Source organism: Corynebacterium sp. HS2168-gen11 (genome assembly GCF_024834075.1).
Classification (GTDB): domain Bacteria; phylum Actinomycetota; class Actinomycetes; order Mycobacteriales; family Mycobacteriaceae; genus Corynebacterium.
Genome location: NZ_JANUXR010000010.1, coordinates 103,351 through 124,921, shown reverse-complemented (window position 1 = coordinate 124,921; position 21,571 = coordinate 103,351). Strand labels below are relative to the sequence as shown.

Sequence of the window (21,571 nt, the reverse complement as noted above, 5' to 3'; positions counted from 1 at the left end):
AAATCCTCACCCGGCGCAGTATTACAACGGGATCGCAGCTTCACGACGCATGCTGGAATAACCATCTGGTTAGGGTAAAACACCCGCTTCAACGGTTGAAGCGGGCGCTTACGCATGCCGTATTAAGGCGATTACTAGAGTTTCTAAGCTTGCACGCAAATCTTTTATATGCGGCATCACTGCCTTAGAAATGTCGGGATCAGTTTCAGCTCCTACGTTGGCCTCATTATGAGTCCTAATAGCGGGCACATGAATAAATAGCGCCGCCGTATTAAGGGAATATGCGTGATACGCAACGAAGTTGCATACAAACGTTCCAGCATCGGTGCTTTCTTTCACAGGCACCGTAGTGTGTGCAGCTGCCTGCACGATATCGACAATCGAAGATTGCATTGAAGTTACTTGTATTTGAGGCCTTGCGGGGTCAATGACACAGTTTTGAGGTTGCACGCCTTCGTTGTCCGGAATTCGGGCATGAATAAGATTTTGAGCATGAACTTCAAGAGATATTGTTGAGCGTCGACCAGCTTCGCCGATGCACAGCACCAAGTCTGGTTTATGCTTTGCAACTGCGTGCTCCAGTAACAGGGCACTTTTTGAAAAAGTCACAGGCAACGCTGTAGTCACGACTTGATGGCCCTGTTTTCTTAATGCATTGGCGATGACATCAGCGGACCAGATTGAAGCATTCTCTGTGTCACCACCAAATGGCTCAAAACTTGTTACGACAACTATCACGGCTTACAAGGATTCTAGGTAAATGCTGCCCTCAGCAACGATGCGTGAAGGACCGCGCAACGTAGAGCGATCATTGTCAATCGTGACTTCAACTGTGCCACCTAAAACATGAACGGTAACGGTTCCGTCAATTTTGCCAATGTCAGCCAGTGCTGCACGAGCAGCTGCTACAGTGCCAGTTCCGCATGAGCGAGTTTCGCCAACACCACGTTCATACACTCGCATAGAAACTTCTTCAGCACTTTCCGAAATTGGTGTCACGATTTCCACGTTCACGCCGGCTGGGAAGAATTCACGGTCGAATTCAGGTTGTTCCAACTTCAGCTCACGCAATTGTTGAACAGTTAAGTTTGGCACCACGCATGCTAAGTGAGGGTTTCCCATATCAACGCCCATGCCAGCAAACTTGGTATCACCGATTTGGCAGGTCGAAACGCCTGTGACCGCTGCATTGCCCATTTCGACTGACACATCAGCTTTCAATGTATTAGCGCTATGAACCGTTACTCGCTTGCCGCCTGCACGTGTGCCCACCGTAAATGTTGACTCCGCGATTAAGCCTCGTGACTGTACGAAATGAGCAAATACTCTCGTGCCATTGCCACACATTTCTGCGATCGAGCCATCAGCATTGTAGTAATCCATGAACCAGTCGTTTTCTTCAACGCCTGCAGGCAAATTCCCTAATACGTGTTTTCTTAATAAGGAGCCTGCTCTTGCCACGCGCAACAGCCCATCCGCCCCAATGCCGGCACGTCGATCACAAAGTTTTGCCACTAAAGCAGCGCTCAATGGCAATTCAGCGTGCGGATCATGAAGAATGACAAAGTCGTTTTCGGTTCCATGTCCTTTGAAGAATTCAAGTGTTGCTGGCAGTTTGTTGTCATGCATGCGAAGTCACCTTGCGTTACTAGTTCGTAAGTTTTCTTAATGATAGCGCGAGGGTATCTTCCCACGCCGGAATCCACATCACTCGCGGATCGCGATTAAACCAAGACCGCTGACGCCGCACGTACCGCCGCGTCCCGATAACCGTGCGCTCTTCGACTTCATCCCAATCAAGTTCACCAGCACGAGCTGCAAGTACCTGCGCATAGCCAATCGCCCGCCCAGCAGTTGAGTCGGCAATTAAGCCATGATTAGCCGTTAGATCGTCGACTTCCTCAAAGAAACCTTGTTCAAACATATTCCGCGTGCGTAACTCAATGCGCGGATTCAGCCATTCAGGCGTAGTTTGCAACCCAATAATATGAGTATTCCACCGCGGAGGCGCGTCTTTCGGCGGCTGGCTGGCCTGAAACGGCTGCCCAGTTAACTCAATGACTTCCAACGCGCGCACAGTACGCCGCGGATCTTTGTCTTCAATAATCTCCGCGGCAGCAGGATCAAGTTTTCTTAATAGTGAATGAAGCGCATCGATGCCGACTTCCGCCAATCGTTCCTCCCACGCTGCACGCACCTGTGGATCAGTGGGCGGAAACTGCCAATTATCCAGCAATGCCTGCACGTACAACATCGAACCACCTACGATAATCGGCCTAATGCCTTGTGCCAAGAGCTTATCGACGACTTCCACCGACATCTGTTGGTACTGCGCAACCGAAGCTGTCTGCGTCACTTCCCAAACATCAAGCAGATGATGCGGAATCCCCTCTCGCTCCTCAAGGGTAAGTTTGGCAGTACCAATATCCATGCCTTTGTAAAGCTGCATAGAATCAACATTGACGATCTGTCCACCAAACTCATGCGCTAAAGCGATGCTTAATGCGGATTTGCCGGAGGCGGTCGGACCAACGATCGCAATTGGGCGCAGATCAGCAACGTCATTCCGTATTAAAGAATTTTGTGATGTCTTTTGGCTCACAGTGGATCACGACTCCTCAGCCACATGTTTCTTGTTTTAGGGATGCATACGCATATTAGCAGTACTTTGGCGACTCGCTTGGCGGTTTAAAATTTTCTTAATACGGGGTTTCTTGGGAAATATTCATCTGAGTATCCCTGAACACTATTTCTTATGCAGCATTATCGGGTATGTTAGGAGTTAAGGATATGTAATACATAGCAACTATATGTTGCGACTGTGAGGCTCTTTCCTTGAGTAGTTTCTTCTATTAAGGCAGCCGCGGCGCGCGGCACGAGATTTCGGAAAAGGATGGCGTTTATTATGACCACTCCACTTACACCAAAGCCAGGCCCACGTCCTGGTCCACGCCCAGGCATTCATACGGTGAAGACCGCGGTTCAACCTGTTGCGTCTAAGACTGCTTCTGATCCTTCCAAGTGGGGTCGCGTCGAAGAAGATGGCAGTGCATTCGTTGTGACGGCTTCTGGCGAACGTCGTATCGGCTCTTGGCAAGCTGGCACTCCTGCTGAAGGTCTTGCACACTATGGTGCACGTTTTGATGACCTGGCTACTGAGGTCGGTTATCTCGAATCTCGGTTAGAAACACACTCGAATGAGGCTCAACATATTAAGGCGAAAGCTCAAGAGTTGCGTACCTCGTTGGCAGATGTTGCGGCTATTGGCGATTTAGATGATTTGGATCGTCGATTGGGCGCGATTATCGATCAAGCTGACGCTGCTGGCGAGAAAGCTCGTGAGGAGAAAACAGCCAAGCGTGCTGCCGCAATTGCTCGTAAAGAGGCACTTGCTGCTGAAGTTGAGCAAATTGCAGAAGAATCCACTGACTGGAAGATTGCTGGCGATCGGATTCGTGACATTCTCGAAGAGTGGAAGTCCATTCGTGGCATTGATCGCAAAACTGATGACGCGTTGTGGAAGCGGTATTCTCGTGCACGCGATGCTTTTAATCGTCGTCGTGGCGCTCATTTCGCTGAGCTTGATCGTGGCCGTGCTGCTGCTCGGAAGCTGAAGGAAGCGTTAGTTGAGCGCGCAGAAGAGCTGAAGGAATCAACTGATTGGAATGATACTGCACGTGCGTTCCGTGAATTGATGGATCAGTGGAAGCAAGCTGGTCGTGCGCCTCGTGAGATTGATGATAAGTTGTGGGCTGCATTTAAGGCAGCACAGGATCATTTCTTCGCGGCACGTAATGCTCAGGCTTCAGAGCGTGACCGGGCGTTTGCTGATAATGCTGCGGCGAAAGACGCACTGCTTGATGAGTATGAGGCACTGATTGATCCAAGTGCGGATCTTGAAGGTGCACGTGCGAAGCTGCGCGAGTTGCAGGAGAAGTGGGAAGCTATTGGATTTGTGCCACGCAACCAGGTGCGTGAGTATGAAGACAAGATTCGTGCACTTGAGGCTCGTGTGACCAATGCGGCTGATGCTCAATGGCGTAGGACTGATCCAGAAGCACAGGCTCGTGCAGCACAATTCATCGCTAAAGTTGAGGAATTCACTGCTGCTGCAGAGGCAGCTGCTCATAAGGGCAAGGAGAAAGAGGCTGCTAAGTTGCGAGCACAGGCCGCACAGTGGCAAGAGTGGGCAGATGCTGCAATTAATGCAGTTGAGTCTCGTTAAGCTGGACTTTCTCTAATTTAGTCGATTTATTCAAAGACGGTTATGATGCTTTCATGACCGTCTTTTTCCAATTTGAGACTCCAGCTGCTTCGATTACGGACTTTATACCTTCCGACGCCTTGCGTTCGTTTGTGTTTTCTGCAAACTTAGCATCCCAGGATATTACTGGAGATACTGCAGATTCAACCACAACAGCGGCAGTATTTGAGGTTCTCAAAGGTTCTTCAGCTGCATCAAATATCGTGCTTGCGGCAGCAAATGCTAAATTCGAGGATTTCCAGAACTTCAAGCGGTCATCTTTAGGGTATCCGATTATTGCAGCACATGAAGATTCCCAATTCCCGAAGCTGCCTGATGTCGATATTTATGGCTATCTTGACATCACGATTTCTCATGATTCAGACACCAATGGCATTGACGCTGATGCATTATTTCATGCTGAGTTTGCGCCATTGCCAGGTGAGAACTTGAATAAGGCTGAAGCGAAAATTTATCGTATGCTGCTCAACGAACTGAATAACGTCGTAAAGCATGCGCATCGTGATGTGATTCGCCTGTGGCAACGCACTACGACGCCTCGTTCAGCTGAGCTTGATACCTATGCTCGTCAAATTGCGGCTGCTGGCTACACTTTCTCAATGGAAGAATTGCATGGCATGGTTCGCTTATCGAAATTTGCAGATTTGCAATTGCCTGTCTTGCCGGATGGGTTTACGGTCCAATCGTTTACGGGGTTAGTGCCTCCGAAGGCGTGGGTGCCGGAAATGATTGATTTATTGGATCAGCTGTCATTTGATGTCCCTACGGGAGCACTTGCAGTTGATCCACAGCCGTGGTCATTGCAACGGCTTGTGGATGCCGATAATATTGCGCAGTTGCGACGGAATGAAACTTTTACTGTTGCACTGTTGCACAATGATCGCTTAATAGGATATTCAGGAGCGTCGCGCCGGCATGATGCGTTGGAGAATATTGCTGAGCAAGGTGCAACAATTATTGAACGTGCCTACCGTGGTCGAGGCTTGGGCCAGTTGCTGAAAAACTATGCAGTCAAAGAGATTCAGCAGCACTGGCCGACTGTAGAGAAGCTGTATACTTCGATGTCGAGTGAAAATAACGCTATTTTGGCGATCAACGATACGTTGGGGTTTCAGACGCAAAGTTATATTCACGCTTGGCAGAAACATCGTTAAGTATTGTTGTGTTTACGCTTTGCTTGTTGACGGCGATCGTCGATAAGCAGTGGATTGACGGTCGTCTGCTTGTAGGAAGCGGCTTCGCGCTGGGCGTGGCCTACTTCGTCGAGGTTTTCGTAGGTTGCGCGTAGTTTGGCAAGTTCTTTTTGTGCGTCGGTTCGTTTCAGCACCAAGACTGTCAATGCGATCACAGCCAAAATGATGGCGAGTACTTCAAGGGCAAAGCCTGCACCGATGCTTGGCGCACCGGAGTTTTCGTGGTCTTGAATTCGCATCCAAAGCCCTAATAAAGAAGAGAGTAATGCCATACCCACCAGCAACCAACCGAGGTATGCAAACACGGTGCGTTTCGTAACCAATACAGTGCCACCGCAGACGATGATGCCTGCGAATCCTAAAACAACACACACAATTTCAGCGATACCAAGTTGCAGGCCTTGACTTGCTGATTGGAATGTGAGGACATGCCAGCCTTTGACTGGTCCACCGTGTGGGAGGAACAGTCCTACTGCGAAGATTACCCAGCTGGCAACCAGCAGCATGGCCCAGTTATCGAGCACAAGTTTTTGCGCAACTGTACGTTCTGCCTCTGCTAATTGCTGTGCGTTGAGGTGAGAAAACTGAGAATCGGTCATGACCAAGTTCGCCTTTGTGTGGTTCTATAGAATGCGTATTGCATAGTAAATGTTGAATCTCAGGCGCCAAGCCTCTGCGTGCCAAGCACCTTATTGGGTTGAACTGCAGCAGCCGCCGGTGTTGCCAACAGGCGCTACGGCTGGTTTGCCCACTGGTGGTAATCCTAGTCCAACTCCTACAGGTTGGGTGGTTGGCACTTGCCCTGCTTCTGTCATGTCTCCGGCTTTGGTTCGACGATGACTTAAGACACCGCTGTCTGCAATTAAGAAATATGGCTTGGCGTCTGTAATCGTTGCGGTAATGACATCACCTGGTCGAATCATTCGATCGATAACGCCATCAGCAACTGGATCGGTCTTAAAGTGTACAAGTCTACCGTCACGAGCACGACCAGTCATGCGGTGAGTACGATCATTTTTACGCCCACCGTCTGCTTGAACTAGCAATTCTACAGTTGTACCAATGAGTTTTTGGTTTTCGTCAAGCGAAACTTCTTCTTGTACTGCGATCAGACGTTCGTAGCGTTCCTGCACCACTTCTTTTGGTATTTGCTGTTCGTATTCCGCTGCAGGTGTTCCAGGTCGTGGTGAGTATTGGAAGGTATAAGCAGAGCTGAAACGTGCTTGACGTACGACATCCAGAGTTGCTTGGAAGTCTTCTTCTGTTTCTCCTGGGAAACCAACAATAATATCTGTCGTAATGGCAGCATGTGGTAACTTTTGGCGCACTTCTTCCAAAATGCCAAGGAACTTCTTTGATCTGTAGCTGCGACGCATTTCCTTGAGTACCTTGTCGCTGCCAGATTGCAATGGCATGTGCAATTGTGGGCAAATAGTTGGGGTTTCCGCCATTGCATCAATGACATCGGAGGTAAATTCTGCAGGGTGTGGCGAGGTAAAGCGGAGTCGTTCGAGCCCTTCAATTTCTCCGCAGGCGCGAAGCAGTTTCGAAAAAGCGCTGCGATCTCGTTCAATGTTTGGATCTGCGAAGTTCACACCATAGGCATTAACATTTTGACCTAGAAGCGTAACTTCACTCACCCCTTGATCAACCAGGGCTTGCACTTCTGCCAAAATATCACCTGGCCGCCGATCAACCTCCTTGCCTCGCAGTGAAGGGACAATACAAAAAGTACAAGTGTTGTTACAACCAACGGACACAGAAACCCAACCGGCATAGGCAGATTCACGTTTTGCTGGAAGTACTGACGGAAATTGTTCTAGGGAATCAACAATTTCGACTTGTGCTTTGCGATTATGCTGGGCACGATCGAGCAACGCTGGTAATGAACCCATGTTGTGCGTGCCAAAGACAACGTCAACCCATGGTGCTTTTTTCACCACGGTATCTTTGTCTTTTTGTGCTAAGCAGCCACCAACTGCGATCTGCATTCCTGGGTGGTTCTTTTTCACACTGAGCAAACTGCCGAGGGTGCCATATAACCTTTTGTCGGCGTTTTCACGCACAGCACAGGTATTGAACACAACTAGGTCAGGTTGTTGCCCTTCTTCAGCTGGGCGGTAACCTGCATCTTCGAGCAATCCGGATAAACGTTCAGAATCATGGACGTTCATTTGGCAGCCAAAAGTGCGCACTTCATAAGTGCGACCATTGGCTTGGCTATTACGTGCAGGAGAAGGAGTTTCAGTATATTCAAAAGAAGGTGCAGACACGGAGGGTAATTCTAGCTTGCTGGCCATAGTTTGCCCAACCTGAGTACGATGCCGCATCGTTTCGTCCTGCATAGCAGTGATTCTTCATCCCTTTCTGCCTATAATTCTTCGAGACGTTCTGCCAGTGCTTCTTGCGCCACGCGATAGCTCATCGATTGGGGAAATCCGCGTCTGGCAAGCATGCCAATGACGCGTCTTAAGATTTTTTCTTTTTCCGCGTAGTCGTGTGGCACTGTTCGAACAGTTCGAAGTTTCTTTGCTGCTAGGGCTCGTGCTTTTTCAAATTCTGATTCGTCGTCAATGTGCTCGAGGGCTTGTGCCCGTAGTGCTGCGCCAATACCTTTTTCTTTGAGTTCTTGATCGAGCACTACTCGGGTTTTGGAACGTCGTTCGTGACGTTGTTTGACCCATTCGATGGCGAATTGAGCGTCGTCAAGCAAGTGGCAGCGTTTGAGATCATCGATTACTAGGTCGATGATGTTTTCTGGAAACTCAAGTGCGAGTAAACGCTGCTTGAGTTCATAGCATGATCGACCACGCTGTTCTAATAACAGCAACGCACGGCGGCGAACTTTGGCTTTCTCTTCTTCTAAGGCTGAATCGAAAAGATCACCACCGTGTTGCTGATAATCCTCAAGTACTTTTCGAGCTAATTCGAGTTTCGATTGCTGTGACTGTTGGTTGTTAGGATTCGTCATCATCGAAGTCGACATTTGGCACAAGATCAACCAAGTCGTCGGTTAATTCATCCTCAGCGTTAGCATATTCACCGATGCCGAGTTTCTTGAGGATCTTTTGCTCGATTTCATCTGCCAAAGCTGGTGTGTTTTTCAGATGCAGACGCACTTTTTCTTTACCTTGACCAAGCTGTTCGCCATCATAGGTAAACCACGAGCCAGACTTTTTAATAATGCCATTGTCCACACCCATGTCGATTAACGATGATTCACGAGAAATGCCTTCGCCATAGATAATGTCAAACTCGGCAACTTTAAATGGTGGAGATACCTTATTTTTCACAACCTTTAGCTTGGTACGGTTTCCAACTGCATCTTGCCCATCTTTTAAAGTTTGAATTCGACGAACATCGCAACGAACAGAAGCGTAGAATTTCAATGCTTTACCGCCGGTGGTAGTTTCAGGCGAGCCGAACATCACGCCGATCTTTTCACGCAACTGGTTAATAAAGATTGCGGTAGTACCAGAGTTATATAGCGCACCGGTCATCTTGCGCAGCGCTTGGCTCATCAAGCGAGCTTGCAAACCAACGTGTGAGTCACCCATTTCGCCTTCGATTTCAGCCTTTGGTGTCAAAGCGGCCACAGAGTCGATCACTATTAAATCGATCGCGCCTGAGCGGACAAGCATATCTGCGATTTCAAGAGCCTGTTCACCATGATCTGGTTGCGAAACTAATAATGCATCGGTGTCAACGCCAAGTTTACGTGCGTATTCTGGATCCAGTGCATGTTCTGCATCGATAAACGCGGCGATACCACCAGCTTTTTGAGCTTGCGCGATTGCATGGAGTGCCACAGTGGTTTTACCAGAAGATTCTGGACCATAGATCTCAACAATTCGACCGCGTGGGAAACCACCAATGCCTAATGCCACGTCAATAGCAGTATTACCTGATGAAATGACTTGAATTGGCGGGCGATTGTCGTCGCCAAGCCGCATGACTGCGCCTTTGCCGAAATCTTTTTCAATCATTGCTAATGCAGCATCGAGTGCTTTTTGCCGATCATTGCCGACTGCGGCTGATACTGATTTTGATGATTTTTTCGCTGCCATGATTTACTACTTCCTTTTATATGCTTGAGACAACCAAATTAGAAAACGACAAGTGTTTCGTCCTTCTCTGTATATAGACGATTTCGCGAGCAATTTGGTTCCCTGCCAATATGTCTTGTTCGTCACTGACTATAGTAGACGACATCTTTTCCTTGCTACTATCATACACGCACATATGTTCGAAAGAAAAGTGAAAAATAGTGTGAAAATAGCTACAATATTGGCGCCGAACTGCGGTTTAGAGATCGTTTCCAAATTCGCGTTCGATTGGAATTCGAAACTCTTCACAGATCGCACGCCAGACACCACTTGGATCAATGCCAGCTTCCAGCGCCTGAGCTGCCGTCATATTCAGCGACAACAACACATGCGAGTCCAACATCCACGTGCCTTGCAAACGTCCAAATTCGTCAGTCACAAGGCGATCAAATTCCGTCATACGCATTGTGCCAGTCTATGCCAGCACTCCCCCAAAGATCATCTTTTACATGCTCACACCTATAATTTTTCCAAGAACTCTTTTCTTGAACACTGATCAACCGCTACACTTGAACCATGTTCAATTCTTCTTCCCGCGTAAATGTTTATGATCTTGCATATATTGCAGTATTTGCTGCTTGCATCATCGTTTTGGCGTTTGTTGCTATTCCAGTAGGTGGCGCAGGTGTGCCAATTGTACTGCAAAACGCCGCTGTTATTCTTGCCGGCCTTGTGTTAGGCGGTAAACGCGGTCTGCTGGTCTCAATACTCTTCCTCGGCATCGGCATGCTGGGACTTCCGGTCCTTGCAGGTGGACGCTCTACCTTGGCAGCGATTGCTGGACCAACAGTTGGATACTTAGTTGGCTATATTTTTGCGCCACTCCTTGCAGGTACCGTTGCATATTTGGCACCAATCGGCGCGAGTAAAGCAAAGCTGGTGGCATTTTTATCAACCGGTGGTGTGCTTGGACTTCTTGCCCAGTATGGTTTCGGAATTATTGGCTTAATCATTCGCGCTGGCATGGATCTTCAATCCGCGTTGGTTGCGCAAACACCTTTTATTCCTATTGATATCATCAAACTTGTCGGCGTTGTGCTGATAGCAGCAGCTGTTCACGCTGCATTTCCTGACTTGCGCGCAGGCACTCGCACCCAGTAGCTGCACCCTGTGCGCACTCCAGCCAACCACCGCACGCAACCGCAACTGAAATCAATCAGCCCCGCGATACCAAGCACTTCACCAGAAAGGTCATCGATGAGTCAGATCCGTTTTGAACATGTGTGCTTGCAATATGATCAACGTCTGATTCTGGATAATATTTCCATCGAACTTAATGAACCACGTATCGGTATTATCGGCCGAAATGGTGGCGGTAAATCGAGTTTCATTCGCATGATCAACGGACTGACCAGGCCGACGTCAGGCACCGTGGAAGTGCTTGGTAAGGACGTCGCAAAGCAGGCAAAACAGATTCGCCAACAGGTGGGTTTTATCTTTTCGGATGCCGAAAACCAAATTATTATGCCGACAGTGCTTGACGACGTCATGTTTTCTCTCAAACAGCGAAAAATTCCTCGAGGACAGCGTCGTCAAGCTGCTGAGCGCATATTAGAGCAATTTCATCTTGCACAACACAACAATCAGTCACCGCATCTGCTTTCCGGCGGGGAAAAACAGCTGCTTGCATTAGCTTCTGTGCTGGCGTTAGAGCCTGAAATTATCATTGCCGATGAACCCACTACCCTGCTTGACCTTGGCAATCGCTTATATTTGCAAGATATTTTTGCAAATCTGTCGCAACAATTAATTGTGGTTAGCCATGACCTTGAGTTTTTACGCGGGTTTGACCGTATCCTGTGCATTGATAACCATCACATCGCAGCCGACGGCATGCCGCATGAAGTGATCAGGTTTTATCAAAACTCCTTTATCTCAGGTGGCCGATAATGCGTACGGTACCAATGGGGCTATTTGTCCCTGGCAATTCGATCGTGCATCGCGTGCCACCATTGCTAAAAATCCTCATACTGATTAGTTATATCGCAATTACAAGTATAGTTTCCATCACAATACCAATCGCACTTGTCTGCACCGTCGCATGTCTTGGCTGCTACGTGTTTGCCCGAATTCCTTGGAAAATCATGCGGGGACAACTCGGCCTTACACTGCCGTTGGTGCTGCTCATCGGCCTGTTCCACTGGTGGGCACATGACCGTACCACAGCAATTATTTTCACCTTGGTACTTTTCAGTGCTATCAGTCTGGCAATTCTAATTACGTTAACCACCGCTTTGCAGGCTATGACTGATGCCGTTGAAGCGCTCTTGCGGCCTCTGGCACGCTTTGGCCTCCCGGTTGAGACAATCACACTGACAGTTGCAATGACATTGCGATTACTACCACTAATCCTTGCAATGGTTTACGAGATCCTTGATGCACGCCGAGCACGAGGTGCAACGCTATCGTTGCAAGCCTTTGGCATCCCATTTATGATCCGGGCGATCCGTCGTGCGCGCGGGCTTGGCGACGCCCTGTATGCGCGCGGTGTTGGTTCTTAATACAACTGCTCATTGTTGCAAAATGCTCAACAGTTGCATTGCAACTTGTGAAAGGTTTCGAAAACCTTAAGTTCAAGTGACCGTGGAAACACCTCACTCTAATTAAGGTGTTTCTATGGATTCACGTTGGAAACCACATGAGGAAAAATTACTCAACTATGCGGCCTTGATCCAACAAGGCGAATCCGTACGATCTATAGCAGCATAATTGCACATAGCCTTATCAACGGCATATCGCATTGTCCATGAACGTGGTTTATCGTTGCACTCCAAAACCAGGATTAGTCCACAACAACGCACCAGCAGTGAACGAAACCAAGACCACCAAAGCTTCCCAGCACGGTGATTGTACTGGGCGCTTATGTCAGGGATTGGTTGCCAACTTTCATTTACTGCTACACACCGACAGACCACCACACGCGCTGCACGCCCTGATCAAGACACATATCTAGACATACGCAACTTACCCCTATATGGGTACACTAAGGGCGTTTATACAAATAGGTTTGTAGAAGTATTTTTTGCTTTTTGTTACCCTGTACCTACCCCCCTATCCGTCATCACAACTAACACAAGGAGTGAGCGTTCAGACAATGAATAAGAAACTCACCACCAACCTTGTGTCAGTTACCCTGGCGATAACAATTCCGTTCGCAGGCATGCACATTGCTCACGCGGAAGAAACCACACAACTACAACCAAACGCCGTCATCCAAAATCTACAAACTATCAAAGACCCAGCACTAGCCAATGAAGCTGACGACTTCGAGCAAGCGCTTGAACTCATATCAACTCCATCCCGGATAGCGTTCTACAACAGGGAGACGAAGTGATCCAAAAGTGGATCAAGGAACATCAAACAATATCCGTCCGCTCAAGCATTCCGGGTTGCACTGCCGCCCCCCCCCTATTCCTTGAAACCAACCTTGTTGGTGCTTCAAAGATTCTCAAGATCAAGCGTCTCATCAGGGACCTTGGAGGAGTTAAGCACACCGTTCAACTCATGTGGGGTGCCAGCTTCTCCTACGAAAAGATGCACGAAGCTGGTGCTGCCCTGGCCACACTGGTTGGAGAATTCTTCGGCATTACCAGCATCCGCAACGAATGCTTCAACTAATCCTTATACATCTACTTAGAATGGGAGTGAAATAGTGAAGAAGATACTCACCCTAAGCAGCGGATTCCTATTACTCATCGCAGCTTTATTATTCGGATTCACAGGAGAGTACCTCATTGCCTCGGGATGCTCACTGGCGGCAACGCTCATTTTCTGGTTCCCGAGGTTTTCCCCCGAAGCAAAGACGGGGGCGGCCAATGCAGCCGATATTCCCACTCCGCAGGAAGTTAAGCAGTATCGTCTAGACAATCCAGGAACTACCATCCATCAAGCTGTACTGAACCTCAAAGAACGGAAATAGTCTTATCTTTGGTTGGTTCCACCACCCACCAAGGTTCCTAGCCTGCCACAACACAGGCACCTGGGAACCTTTATTTTTTCCAGGAGTTGCAGTGGGGTTGCAGCAAGCGTTGTAGCAGTTTTTTGGGGTTCCTTGAAACCGCCCAATAGTCGTTGTAGTGAAAATCCCCATTGAGATACCTCAATGGGGATTTTCACAGTTATAAACGCTTATGCGTTATCGCGGAGCTCTTGAATCTTGCGCATGACGGCATCATCAGCAGCAGAATTTTCCTGCTTTGATGCTTCCAAAGACTCTTGTGTCGCACCCTGACCAGGGTTCAGTGCAGCGCCGCTCATTTCAGCACGGATCTGCTCCAAACGAGAATGACCAGCAAGCTGCATACCGGCTTGTTCAACTTCATTCATACGGCCGTGAACTGAAGTTTCTGCGAGTTCTGCGGTACCGAGTGCCTTGGAATAACGACGTTCAATCTTCTCACGTACTTGCTCCAAGCTTGGCGTATCGCGAGAAGTAATCGCATTCATAGATTGCAACGACTCAGCAACCTTTTCTTGCATCTTGGCCTGCTCAAGCTGGCTCAGCAACTTGGTACGTTCTGCAACCTTTTGCTGTAATGCCATGGAGTTGCGCTCCACAGCTTTCTTTGCAGCCGTTGCCTGCTGCAGAGCTTGGTCGTGCAGTAACTTGGTGTCTTCGACTGCTTGTTCTGCAGTCACAAGCTGTGCCGCGAATGCTTCTGCAGCATTTTCGTATTCAGTCGCTTTTTGAACATCGCCAGCGGTACGCGCATTATCAGCCAATTGAATTGCTTGGCGAGTATTGGCCTGCAACTTCTCAATTTCAGCCAAACGACGATTCAACTGCATTTCAAGCTGACGCTGGTTGCCGATAACTGCTGCAGCCTGCTGCGAAAGTTCTTGATGCTGACGCTGAGCTTCTTCGATAGCCTGCTGGATTTGGATCTTTGGATCGGCGTTCTCTTCGATTTTGCTATCGAAAAGCGCCATCAAATACTTCCACCCTTTAACAAACGGATTTGCCACGAAAAGCCCCTTTCAAAAAACTCTCATTAGGCTTGAGAAAAATATATATACACCAGTCTAGCCCATTAGAAGCAAAAACTAATATGCCAGCGATGAGATTATGTGCGATTACACACGCGCGAAGCTTACATCTGCATGATTAATAGCCATGGTGCCGGCTGCTTCAATGAGAACATCGGACACAGGAATACCAAGCGCCTGACATACACTTGCCAGAAGTTCTGATGAAACTTCTTTCCGACCGCGTTCAAGTTCCGAAAGATAGCCTGGTGAGACGCGCGACGCCTCGGCAAGTTCACGAAGTGTTATACCACGATCAGCACGAAACGCACGCAAAGCCGCACCAAGTGCCTGCCGAAGCAAGGGCTCAGGTGACTTGCGGGTAGATAAACCTACCGGCTTTTCTAAAACTGCTGTGTATTTCATCATCACTTTCTTTAACGAAAGATCTTCTAGTTTTGTTCCCACACGAACTACAATCTTGAGTCTGCTCGACTCAATTTTGTGGAAACTTAGCATAGCCTACCAATTTTTCCATGCAATGCAACTTCGCATTACCAACCGACGTCTTTACTCATATAACGAAATGTGCTCGCCCCATCGCTCCAACACCGCAGTTACAGCATCATTATTACAGAAAAACAACGATTAGCCGCACACCCGACGAACACGAACCTGACGAGTACGAGGTCACAGACTGGCTAATGTCTACTACCCGAAAGCTCGCATACGTGAGCGTGCTTATACACTGCGAATACAAAGATTCAAGCAAATTCACGATTCAATGCTTCGCTCAATAATAACAACGCAGCGTGGACACTCTTTTCTCGAATCTCGTGACGATTACCGGTCAAGAATGTTTCCATACCCAGCAATGAATGTGCTTGAAATGCTGCAGCCGATCCGTCTGGCTTACTGATTCCAACCCACACTTCGCCGATTTCATGGCCATCTTGTGGACTTGGACCCGCAACGCCTGTCAAAGAAACACCATAATCTGCATCACAGCGCAGCCTGGCTCCTTGTGCCATTTCAATTGCAGTCGCTTTGGCAACTGGCCCATAGGTTGTTAAGACCTTCAGATTGACGCCAGCTAAGCTATGTTTCAGATCAGTAGCATAGGTGATCAATCCACCACGAAACACTGCACTTGATCCTGGAATCTGAGTGATTTTCGCCCCAAGCAGTCCACCAGAAATTGATTCACATACGGCAACCGTGTGATTGTGTGCATGTAAAAGCCTCACTACATCTGCGGCAGCATTATCAAAGGCATGATCCATGCAGGTACTCCATTATTTCTTCAATTGCGCGGAATCATAGAGGTACTGCATACCCGTGACAGCAGTAATCACTACTGCCAGCAGCATGAATCCATATTGAATATTTGCAAACCCAACTGGTAGCGGAAGTAAATACAATGCGACGGCAAGAGTTTGGACCACTGTTTTTAACTTGCCGCCTTTCGATGCTGGTACCACATTTCCTTTGCGCAGCTCCACCATGCGCCAAAGCGTAATACCGATTTCTCGAACTAAAATCACAACGGTGATCCACACCGGCACGAGCCCGAGGATATTCAAGCTGATCAAGGCTGAGCCCATGAGTGCTTTATCAGCAATCGGATCCGCGATTTTACCGAATGTCGTGACAATATTATACTTTCGCGCAATATCGCCATCGAGTTTGTCGGTAATCATTAAACAGGCAAAACACGCAAATGCAGCCCATAGCCAAGAAGCTTTCGTACCTTGGCTGCTCAGCAGCAACCACACAAATAACGGAATTAAAATAATCCGAATACTGGTGAGAATATTAGGAATATTCACATTGCTGGTCGTAGCAGATTGGGTTGATGCATCACTCATAATGTCATAGCCTACCAGTGTTTGAACGTGATGCGCGGTACATTCCACCAATGTGATTCCTGCGCTACGATCAAATCATGACACATTTTGCTATTTTGTACAGCTATGATCCAAACAGTCCACTCATTGCAGAAATTCGCCCAGCACACCGTGAGTTTCTTGGGAAACTCAAAGAAGATGGCATTCTGGTTGGCTCCGGCCCATTTACCGATGGTGATGGCGGTGCGTTGATTGTCATTCGTTTGTCCGACACCGCAACCTTGGCAGACGCGCAGGCATTGATGGATCAAGATCCATTCTTTACTGGCGGCGCACTCGGAGAAGGCAACGATAATCGCCAATTCAATACTTGGAATCCGGTGCTCAACGTCTTCCAAGATTAATCACGATACATAAAACGTCGCGCATGTACTTCGAAAAGTATCATGCGCGACGCTTTTGGTTTTAGAGAAGCTTATCGACGCCGGTATGCATTTCGGTGTCGCTACGCCTCATGTACAGGTGATGATGCTTGATCTTCTCGAGACGATGAAAACAACGATGCCAATACTGAAATAACCAAGATACTGACAATTACAATCAGCGACCAAATCGTTGGAATCTCAAATACGTGCACTGGTTGGCCGTCATTTATGAAGAATAGTTTATTTTCATGCAGCGCGTGAAGTAAGAGTTTGACACCAATAAAGCCTAAGACGGCACCAAGTCCATATGGCAAGTACACCAGTTTGTCGAGCAAACCATCAAGAAGGAAGTACATTTGGCGTAGACCCAGAAGTGCAAATGCGTTCGTGGTGAACACGATATATGGTTCAGTTGTAATGCCATAAATAGCTGGGATCGAGTCGAACGCAAACATCAAATCGATCATGCCAACTGCCAGCAAGGCAACAAATAATGGAGTCAAGGCACGCTTATTGCCAACTTTGGCAAACAAATGATCATTGTCATACCCTGCGGTCACTGGAATAACTTTGCGGATGACGCGAATCACCAGCATATTATTTGGATCCTCTTCTGGCACATCACGGATCTCATCAACAATGAGCTTGACAGCGGTATAGAGCAAGAAGATACCAAAGAGGTAGAACACATCGGACCACAAGGAAATAACCGCAGCGCCTGCCAAAATAAAGATTAAGCGCAAGAACAATGCCAGACCGATACCGATGAGCAGGACTTTTTGCTGATATTCACGTGGGATTTTAAATGCTCCCATGATCAACGCGAAAACGAAAAGGTTATCAACGCTCAACGCTTTTTCAGTGATATAACCCGTCAAAAATTCAATGCCATGCTGATGCGGATTACCAGGCTCGCCCCATACTACCCACAATACCGCACCGAAAATCAGTGCTAAGACCACATAAAATAGCGACCAAAAAGCAGATTCTTTGAGTGTCGGTGCGTGCGGGGTGCGCACATGGGAGAAAAAGTCAAAGGCAAAAAAGCCGATGACAACAATAATTGTTAGAATCCAAGTAAAAAGAGTTACTTCCATAATAATATAAAGACCTCCGGTCTCATTCGTAAAAATTCTAGCGTTCGCGAATTGAGCCAGAGGTCTCTCCCAGTCCCAAGCAACGCACACCACCTGGGTGTTGTCGTTGTTGCAACCCAGCGCTACCGGATCGTCGTAAAGCTTGTTGTGCTCTACGCATCACGTGTTGACGATAGTCACTGATTATGGGGTACTCCCCTCCAACATCCTTGAATGCTACCACAGCTGAAATTTTTCGCCACTGAACTTGCATTGCGGCAAGAAAAAACGTGGTAGCACAGCGTTTTTCTGCACTACCACGCAAAGATCACGCAACAGGTGAACGATTATTGTTTAAAAGGCATTGCCCGTGGGATTATATGTTGCTTGAACCGTGGTTGGTTCGGCGCTGCCTGGATCATCTTGCTCTTTCGGGGCGTCTTTCGGATCTGCGCCTTTGAGCATCCACAAGATCGTATCAAGCTCTTCTGGGCGCACAAGCACTTCACGTGCTTTGGAGCCTTCCGAAGGGCCAACAATCTCACGGCTTTCCATCAGATCCATCAATCGACCTGCCTTTGCAAAACCGATGCGCATCTTGCGCTGCAGCATCGACGTTGAGCCAAGTTGTGCAGTAATCACCAATTCCACAGCTTGTAACAGGTCTTCTAAGTCGCCGCCGATATCGTCGTCAATCTCGCGCTTGTTTTCAGAAGCTTTATCCTCAGTGACACCTTCGGTATACACTGGCTCGCCTTGTGACTTCGCAGCTTCGACCACGGCTTGTACTTCTTCGTCAGTGACAAACGCACCCTGCAGACGTTGTGGGCGTCCACCTTGTGGAATGAATAAACCATCGCCCATACCAATGAGCTTTTCAGCACCAGCAGAATCGAGGATCACGCGAGAGTCTGTTAATGAGCTCGTCGCAAAGGCAAGACGTGATGGTACGTTAGTCTTAATTAAACCTGTCACCACATCCACGGATGGACGCTGTGTTGCCAAGACTAGGTGTATACCTGCAGCACGTGCTTTTTGGGTAATGCGCACAATAGAGTCTTCGATTTCTTTTGGCGCGGTCATCATCAAATCGGCAAGCTCATCGACGATACACACAATATACGGATACGCTTTGTATTCACGCTGCGAGCCTGGTGGGGTTTGGATTTCACCAGAATGGATCTTGCGATTGAAGTCCTTAATATGACGCACGCGAGCTGCCTGCATATCCATATAGCGCTGTTCCATTTCCTCAACCAACCACTGCAACGCTGCTGCAGCTTTTTTCGGTTGAGTAATAATTGGCGTAATCAAATGCGGGATACCCTCATATGGAGTAAGTTCCACCATCTTTGGATCAACCAGAATCAAACGCACTTCTTCAGGTGTTGCGCGCGTAAGCAAGGACACCAGCAAAGAGTTCACGAATGCAGATTTACCAGAACCGGTTGAACCTGCAACCAGCAGGTGTGGCATCTTCTGAATTGAGTGAGAGACGAATTCTCCTTCGATGTCTTTACCCAAGCCGATGAGCATTGGATCAGTATCATTACGAATCGCTGGATTATTCAGCACATCGGCGAGTCGTACCATCTCACGATCCAGATTTGGCACTTCAATACCAACTGCAGACTTACCAGGAATTGGAGTCAGCAAGCGCACATTATCGGTGGCAACCGCATAGGCCAGATTGGATTGCAGATTGGTAATTTTTTGCACCTTCACACCTGGACCAAGTTCCACTTCATACCGTGTTACTGTTGGGCCACGGCTAAAGCCTGTGACATGTGCATCGATCTTGAACTCATCAAAGACAGCACTAATTGCTTCGATCATACGATCGTTAGCATCCGAGCGTCCCTTTGGAGGTGCGCCAGGAATCAGTAATTCGGTCGAAGGTACTTCGTATTCAGCATCCACGCTCCGCACGGTTGCTGCTTGTGCAGTGGCGAATTCATCTTGTTCTTGGTCCTGGTGAGTTGGCGCAGGTTGCGCAGCAGCCTTTGTTGCACGTTGTGCCATACCTGCCGCAGCACCGACGATTCCAGCACCCACGGCACCAGCCACACCAGCGACGGCACCGATACCACGTGTGGTCTCAGACAACTGTGCAGTGTGCGACTCATTCGTTCGAGTATGTGAAACCGGTACAGACGGAAGGGCCACGTCTGTCTTGGCCGATTGTTGGTCTGTAAATTGATCCGCAACAAGGTCATGACTGACCGGAAGAACCATAGTGGAATCCACCACAGGAAATTCGTCAGTCTGGTAGTCCTGTTGTGCTCGACCGCGCGCTGGCGATATGCGAGAATCACGTGTTCCTGGCTGCAGCAATTGTCCGCGGCCAGCACTTGTTGGTTCATCTTCATCAACAGCTTGTGAGTGAGCCGTAGTGTCAAACATGACGTGCCCAGTCATCTCGACGGCATCATCAGTACCAATTTCCACTGGATACGGTATTGCACTTGATGCTTGTCGACGTGCTCTGGCAGGGCGTATCTCGGCAGAATAATCTTCCTCAAGGCTGTGTTCTGCTCCACGAGTGCCTGCTACACGAGGTTCTGCAATTCGACTCTTGGCAACTCCATGATTCTTCGGCCGACGTTGACCGCTTGCGATCGCATCAATTTCTGCATCTGCCGTGGCATAATCATCATCGTCCAGGTCTGCTTCATCGGCGCTTTGATGCGCGTCGAAAAACAGTTTGCAGGCGATAAATAATTCTTGCAGGCTAATGCCGGTGACCATCAAGGCGCCATAGACAATCACAAGCACCAACAGTGGTGTTGCGACATAGGCGCTAAAGCCGGTCGCCAACAGGCCACCTGCATAGGCACCAATTAATCCACCAGCTTCCATACGAGTTGGAAGATCAGTCGGCACACCTGCGAACACATGGATTAATCCCAACATCGCGATAACGATCAAACCACTACCGATGCCAACGTGAAGACTCCGCTCTTTCGGCGGCAGATAATCCACCATCAGTGCAATTGCTAGGCATACAAGCGCCACAGGCAATACGAGCGCACCTGCGCCGATGACCACATGCACGATTCTGTCAATAAATGCACCAACAGGCCCTGCCACGCTTAGCCATGTGGAACCACCAAGAATAATCGCCAATGCAATCATTACTAGGGCTAAGGTGTCGTACCGTCCAGCTCCAGCAGTGGCAGGTGTGGTTTGCTCGGTGTCAAAATCATCATCGTCATGCAATGCGTCTACCTCAACTTTGTATCGCGCGCCTTTACGACGTCGCCCAGCTGGCTCAGTCTCGTATTCGTCGAAACTGTCTCGAGCATCGACGAAGTGTTCATCATAGGAATCCGATTCACGACGCGAGGCCAAGGTTTGTGCTTTTCGAGTCAGCGCTCCCACACCATGGGAAATACTTTTAAACATTGCACTGATGCCGCTGCCAACGACTCGAAACGCACTACCGGTACGTTCATCGGCGGTTGTTGCAGCTCGAAGTGCGGCAGTTTGGGGTGAAACTTGGGGACGAGAGGTGTTGCTATGTCGGGCAAGTGACCCTGCTGCGGTTGGTCGAGTTTTTGCTCGATTCCGTGCAGCAGACCCTCGTGCTGGTGTTGAGGCTTTTTTGACAGACATGCCATCTAGCATAGTCTCATTAATCACATGCGTCGCATTAGGCACGCTGAAACACTATTCTTATTATGAGTCAAGCTTAG

The 21,571-nt window shown here is 48.5% G+C and carries 25 protein-coding genes; 10 read left to right on the top strand and 15 right to left on the bottom strand.

Features of this window, described 5'->3' with window-relative positions; all coding sequences use genetic code 11:
* Window positions 1-108 precede the first annotated feature (108 nt).
* From NXS99_RS08325 to miaA, 3 genes are read right to left on the bottom strand one after another with little or no spacing between them, the layout of a single operon-like run.
* The gene (locus NXS99_RS08325) at window positions 109-738 is read right to left on the bottom strand and encodes a pyroglutamyl-peptidase I (protein WP_259288206.1); all 630 of its coding nucleotides are present in this window, start codon (window positions 736-738) and stop codon (window positions 109-111) included.
* A gap of 3 nt (window positions 739-741) precedes the next feature.
* On the bottom strand, window positions 742-1,629 hold the full coding sequence (gene dapF, locus NXS99_RS08320) for a diaminopimelate epimerase (RefSeq protein ID WP_259288205.1): 888 nt from the start codon (window positions 1,627-1,629) through the stop codon (window positions 742-744).
* 19 nt (window positions 1,630-1,648) lie between these two features.
* Window positions 1,649-2,602 carry a tRNA (adenosine(37)-N6)-dimethylallyltransferase MiaA gene (miaA, locus tag NXS99_RS08315; protein ID WP_259288204.1) on the bottom strand — a complete coding sequence of 318 codons (954 nt, stop codon included), beginning with the start codon at window positions 2,600-2,602 and terminating at the stop codon, window positions 1,649-1,651.
* Window positions 2,603-2,905: 303 nt separating this feature from the next.
* Between miaA and NXS99_RS08310 the strand changes: the two genes are divergently transcribed.
* Entirely contained in the window at window positions 2,906-4,225 is a 1,320-nt protein-coding gene (locus tag NXS99_RS08310; protein ID WP_259288203.1) for a DUF349 domain-containing protein, read from the top strand.
* A 53-nt stretch (window positions 4,226-4,278) separates the two neighbouring features.
* A complete protein-coding gene (locus NXS99_RS08305) occupies window positions 4,279-5,418 on the top strand; it encodes a GNAT family N-acetyltransferase (RefSeq protein ID WP_259288202.1) in 1,140 nt (379 codons plus the stop codon).
* On the opposite strand, the gene NXS99_RS08300 is transcribed toward NXS99_RS08305, so the two are convergent.
* From NXS99_RS08300 to NXS99_RS08280, 5 genes are all read right to left on the bottom strand, one after another.
* Entirely contained in the window at window positions 5,415-6,056 is a 642-nt protein-coding gene (locus NXS99_RS08300; protein WP_259288201.1) for a hypothetical protein, read from the bottom strand. The two genes, NXS99_RS08305 and NXS99_RS08300, sit on opposite strands and share 4 nt — an antisense overlap.
* Before the next feature lie 90 nt (window positions 6,057-6,146).
* Entirely contained in the window at window positions 6,147-7,652 is a 1,506-nt protein-coding gene (gene miaB, locus NXS99_RS08295) for a tRNA (N6-isopentenyl adenosine(37)-C2)-methylthiotransferase MiaB (RefSeq protein ID WP_396124847.1), read from the bottom strand.
* A gap of 176 nt (window positions 7,653-7,828) precedes the next feature.
* Complete coding sequence (locus NXS99_RS08290; protein WP_396124846.1) at window positions 7,829-8,431, bottom strand: regulatory protein RecX; 603 nt, start codon at window positions 8,429-8,431, stop codon at window positions 7,829-7,831.
* Window positions 8,415-9,524, bottom strand: a complete 1,110-nt coding sequence (recA, locus tag NXS99_RS08285; protein ID WP_259288200.1) for a recombinase RecA — start codon at window positions 9,522-9,524, stop codon at window positions 8,415-8,417. Before recA ends, NXS99_RS08290 begins: the two co-directional genes overlap by 17 nt.
* Before the next feature lie 238 nt (window positions 9,525-9,762).
* Window positions 9,763-9,963, bottom strand: a complete 201-nt coding sequence (locus NXS99_RS08280) for a DUF3046 domain-containing protein (RefSeq protein WP_396124845.1) — start codon at window positions 9,961-9,963, stop codon at window positions 9,763-9,765.
* A gap of 116 nt (window positions 9,964-10,079) precedes the next feature.
* On the opposite strand from NXS99_RS08280, the gene NXS99_RS08275 reads away from it, so the two are divergent.
* The 6 genes from NXS99_RS08275 (at window position 10,080) to NXS99_RS08250 (ending at window position 13,482) form a co-directional block, all read left to right on the top strand.
* Window positions 10,080-10,664 (top strand): biotin transporter BioY, encoded by a 585-nt coding sequence (locus tag NXS99_RS08275; RefSeq protein ID WP_259288198.1) that lies wholly within the window; start codon window positions 10,080-10,082, stop codon window positions 10,662-10,664.
* Window positions 10,665-10,760: 96 nt separating this feature from the next.
* Window positions 10,761-11,453, top strand: coding sequence for an energy-coupling factor ABC transporter ATP-binding protein (locus NXS99_RS08270; RefSeq protein WP_259288197.1), 693 nt, complete (start codon window positions 10,761-10,763; stop codon window positions 11,451-11,453).
* Entirely contained in the window at window positions 11,453-12,064 is a 612-nt protein-coding gene (locus NXS99_RS08265; RefSeq protein WP_259288196.1) for an energy-coupling factor transporter transmembrane protein EcfT, read from the top strand. The genes NXS99_RS08270 and NXS99_RS08265 overlap by 1 nt, the downstream gene beginning before the upstream one ends.
* A gap of 593 nt (window positions 12,065-12,657) precedes the next feature.
* Window positions 12,658-12,897 (top strand): hypothetical protein, encoded by a 240-nt coding sequence (locus NXS99_RS08260; protein ID WP_259288195.1) that lies wholly within the window; start codon window positions 12,658-12,660, stop codon window positions 12,895-12,897.
* Complete coding sequence (locus NXS99_RS08255; protein WP_259288194.1) at window positions 12,894-13,181, top strand: hypothetical protein; 288 nt, start codon at window positions 12,894-12,896, stop codon at window positions 13,179-13,181. Before NXS99_RS08260 ends, NXS99_RS08255 begins: the two co-directional genes overlap by 4 nt.
* 34 nt (window positions 13,182-13,215) lie before the next feature.
* On the top strand, window positions 13,216-13,482 hold the full coding sequence (locus NXS99_RS08250; RefSeq protein WP_259288193.1) for a hypothetical protein: 267 nt from the start codon (window positions 13,216-13,218) through the stop codon (window positions 13,480-13,482).
* Between the two features lie 209 nt (window positions 13,483-13,691).
* Here the strand turns inward: NXS99_RS08250 and NXS99_RS08245 are convergent, their stop codons facing one another.
* Together NXS99_RS08245 and NXS99_RS08240 are read right to left on the bottom strand one after the other, a co-directional pair.
* Window positions 13,692-14,528 carry a PspA/IM30 family protein gene (locus NXS99_RS08245; protein WP_259288192.1) on the bottom strand — a complete coding sequence of 279 codons (837 nt, stop codon included), beginning with the start codon at window positions 14,526-14,528 and terminating at the stop codon, window positions 13,692-13,694.
* A 108-nt stretch (window positions 14,529-14,636) separates the two neighbouring features.
* Window positions 14,637-14,957: a helix-turn-helix domain-containing protein gene (locus NXS99_RS08240; protein WP_259288212.1), complete on the bottom strand. Its 321-nt coding sequence runs from the start codon at window positions 14,955-14,957 to the stop codon at window positions 14,637-14,639.
* Between NXS99_RS08240 and cas5 the strand changes: the two genes are divergently transcribed.
* Window positions 14,944-15,180 carry a CRISPR-associated protein Cas5 gene (gene cas5, locus NXS99_RS09200; protein WP_396124844.1) on the top strand — a complete coding sequence of 79 codons (237 nt, stop codon included), beginning with the start codon at window positions 14,944-14,946 and terminating at the stop codon, window positions 15,178-15,180. The genes NXS99_RS08240 and cas5 overlap by 14 nt on opposite strands.
* A 112-nt stretch (window positions 15,181-15,292) precedes the next feature.
* On the opposite strand, the gene NXS99_RS08235 is transcribed toward cas5, so the two are convergent.
* Together NXS99_RS08235 and pgsA are read right to left on the bottom strand one after the other, a co-directional pair.
* The gene (locus NXS99_RS08235) at window positions 15,293-15,811 is read right to left on the bottom strand and encodes a CinA family protein (RefSeq protein ID WP_259288191.1); all 519 of its coding nucleotides are present in this window, start codon (window positions 15,809-15,811) and stop codon (window positions 15,293-15,295) included.
* Between the two features lie 12 nt (window positions 15,812-15,823).
* Complete coding sequence (gene pgsA, locus NXS99_RS08230) at window positions 15,824-16,396, bottom strand: CDP-diacylglycerol--glycerol-3-phosphate 3-phosphatidyltransferase (RefSeq protein ID WP_259288190.1); 573 nt, start codon at window positions 16,394-16,396, stop codon at window positions 15,824-15,826.
* A gap of 77 nt (window positions 16,397-16,473) precedes the next feature.
* Here pgsA and NXS99_RS08225 point away from each other — a divergent pair, with 77 nt between their 5' ends.
* Window positions 16,474-16,779, top strand: coding sequence for a YciI family protein (locus NXS99_RS08225; protein WP_259288189.1), 306 nt, complete (start codon window positions 16,474-16,476; stop codon window positions 16,777-16,779).
* 101 nt (window positions 16,780-16,880) lie between these two features.
* Here NXS99_RS08225 and NXS99_RS08220 read toward each other — a convergent pair whose 3' ends face one another.
* From NXS99_RS08220 to NXS99_RS08210, 3 genes are all read right to left on the bottom strand, one after another.
* The gene (locus tag NXS99_RS08220; protein ID WP_259288188.1) at window positions 16,881-17,897 is read right to left on the bottom strand and encodes a TerC family protein; all 1,017 of its coding nucleotides are present in this window, start codon (window positions 17,895-17,897) and stop codon (window positions 16,881-16,883) included.
* Between the two features lie 37 nt (window positions 17,898-17,934).
* Complete coding sequence (locus NXS99_RS08215) at window positions 17,935-18,060, bottom strand: hypothetical protein (protein WP_259288187.1); 126 nt, start codon at window positions 18,058-18,060, stop codon at window positions 17,935-17,937.
* A gap of 170 nt (window positions 18,061-18,230) precedes the next feature.
* Window positions 18,231-21,491: a DNA translocase FtsK gene (locus NXS99_RS08210; RefSeq protein ID WP_259288186.1), complete on the bottom strand. Its 3,261-nt coding sequence runs from the start codon at window positions 21,489-21,491 to the stop codon at window positions 18,231-18,233.
* Window positions 21,492-21,571 lie beyond the last annotated feature (80 nt).

Excerpts from the sequence above, each read along its gene's own strand:
- dapF (WP_259288205.1), bottom strand. The coding sequence starts at position 1,629 with ATGCATGACAACAAACTGCCAGCAACACTTGAATTCTTCAAAGGACAT.
- NXS99_RS08310 (WP_259288203.1), top strand. The coding sequence starts at position 2,906 with ATGACCACTCCACTTACACCAAAGCCAGGCCCACGTCCTGGTCCACGC.
- NXS99_RS08305 (WP_259288202.1), top strand. The coding sequence starts at position 4,279 with ATGACCGTCTTTTTCCAATTTGAGACTCCAGCTGCTTCGATTACGGAC.
- NXS99_RS08300 (WP_259288201.1), bottom strand. The coding sequence starts at position 6,056 with ATGACCGATTCTCAGTTTTCTCACCTCAACGCACAGCAATTAGCAGAG.
- NXS99_RS08290 (WP_396124846.1), bottom strand. The coding sequence starts at position 8,431 with ATGATGACGAATCCTAACAACCAACAGTCACAGCAATCGAAACTCGAA.
- recA (WP_259288200.1), bottom strand. The coding sequence starts at position 9,524 with ATGGCAGCGAAAAAATCATCAAAATCAGTATCAGCCGCAGTCGGCAAT.
- NXS99_RS08280 (WP_396124845.1), bottom strand. The coding sequence starts at position 9,963 with ATGACGGAATTTGATCGCCTTGTGACTGACGAATTTGGACGTTTGCAA.
- NXS99_RS08275 (WP_259288198.1), top strand. The coding sequence starts at position 10,080 with ATGTTCAATTCTTCTTCCCGCGTAAATGTTTATGATCTTGCATATATT.
- NXS99_RS08270 (WP_259288197.1), top strand. The coding sequence starts at position 10,761 with ATGAGTCAGATCCGTTTTGAACATGTGTGCTTGCAATATGATCAACGT.
- NXS99_RS08265 (WP_259288196.1), top strand. The coding sequence starts at position 11,453 with ATGCGTACGGTACCAATGGGGCTATTTGTCCCTGGCAATTCGATCGTG.
- NXS99_RS08260 (WP_259288195.1), top strand. The coding sequence starts at position 12,658 with ATGAATAAGAAACTCACCACCAACCTTGTGTCAGTTACCCTGGCGATA.
- NXS99_RS08240 (WP_259288212.1), bottom strand. The coding sequence starts at position 14,957 with ATGATGAAATACACAGCAGTTTTAGAAAAGCCGGTAGGTTTATCTACC.
- NXS99_RS08235 (WP_259288191.1), bottom strand. The coding sequence starts at position 15,811 with ATGGATCATGCCTTTGATAATGCTGCCGCAGATGTAGTGAGGCTTTTA.
- pgsA (WP_259288190.1), bottom strand. The coding sequence starts at position 16,396 with ATGAGTGATGCATCAACCCAATCTGCTACGACCAGCAATGTGAATATT.
- NXS99_RS08225 (WP_259288189.1), top strand. The coding sequence starts at position 16,474 with ATGACACATTTTGCTATTTTGTACAGCTATGATCCAAACAGTCCACTC.
- NXS99_RS08220 (WP_259288188.1), bottom strand. The coding sequence starts at position 17,897 with ATGGAAGTAACTCTTTTTACTTGGATTCTAACAATTATTGTTGTCATC.
- NXS99_RS08210 (WP_259288186.1), bottom strand. The coding sequence starts at position 21,491 with ATGTCTGTCAAAAAAGCCTCAACACCAGCACGAGGGTCTGCTGCACGG.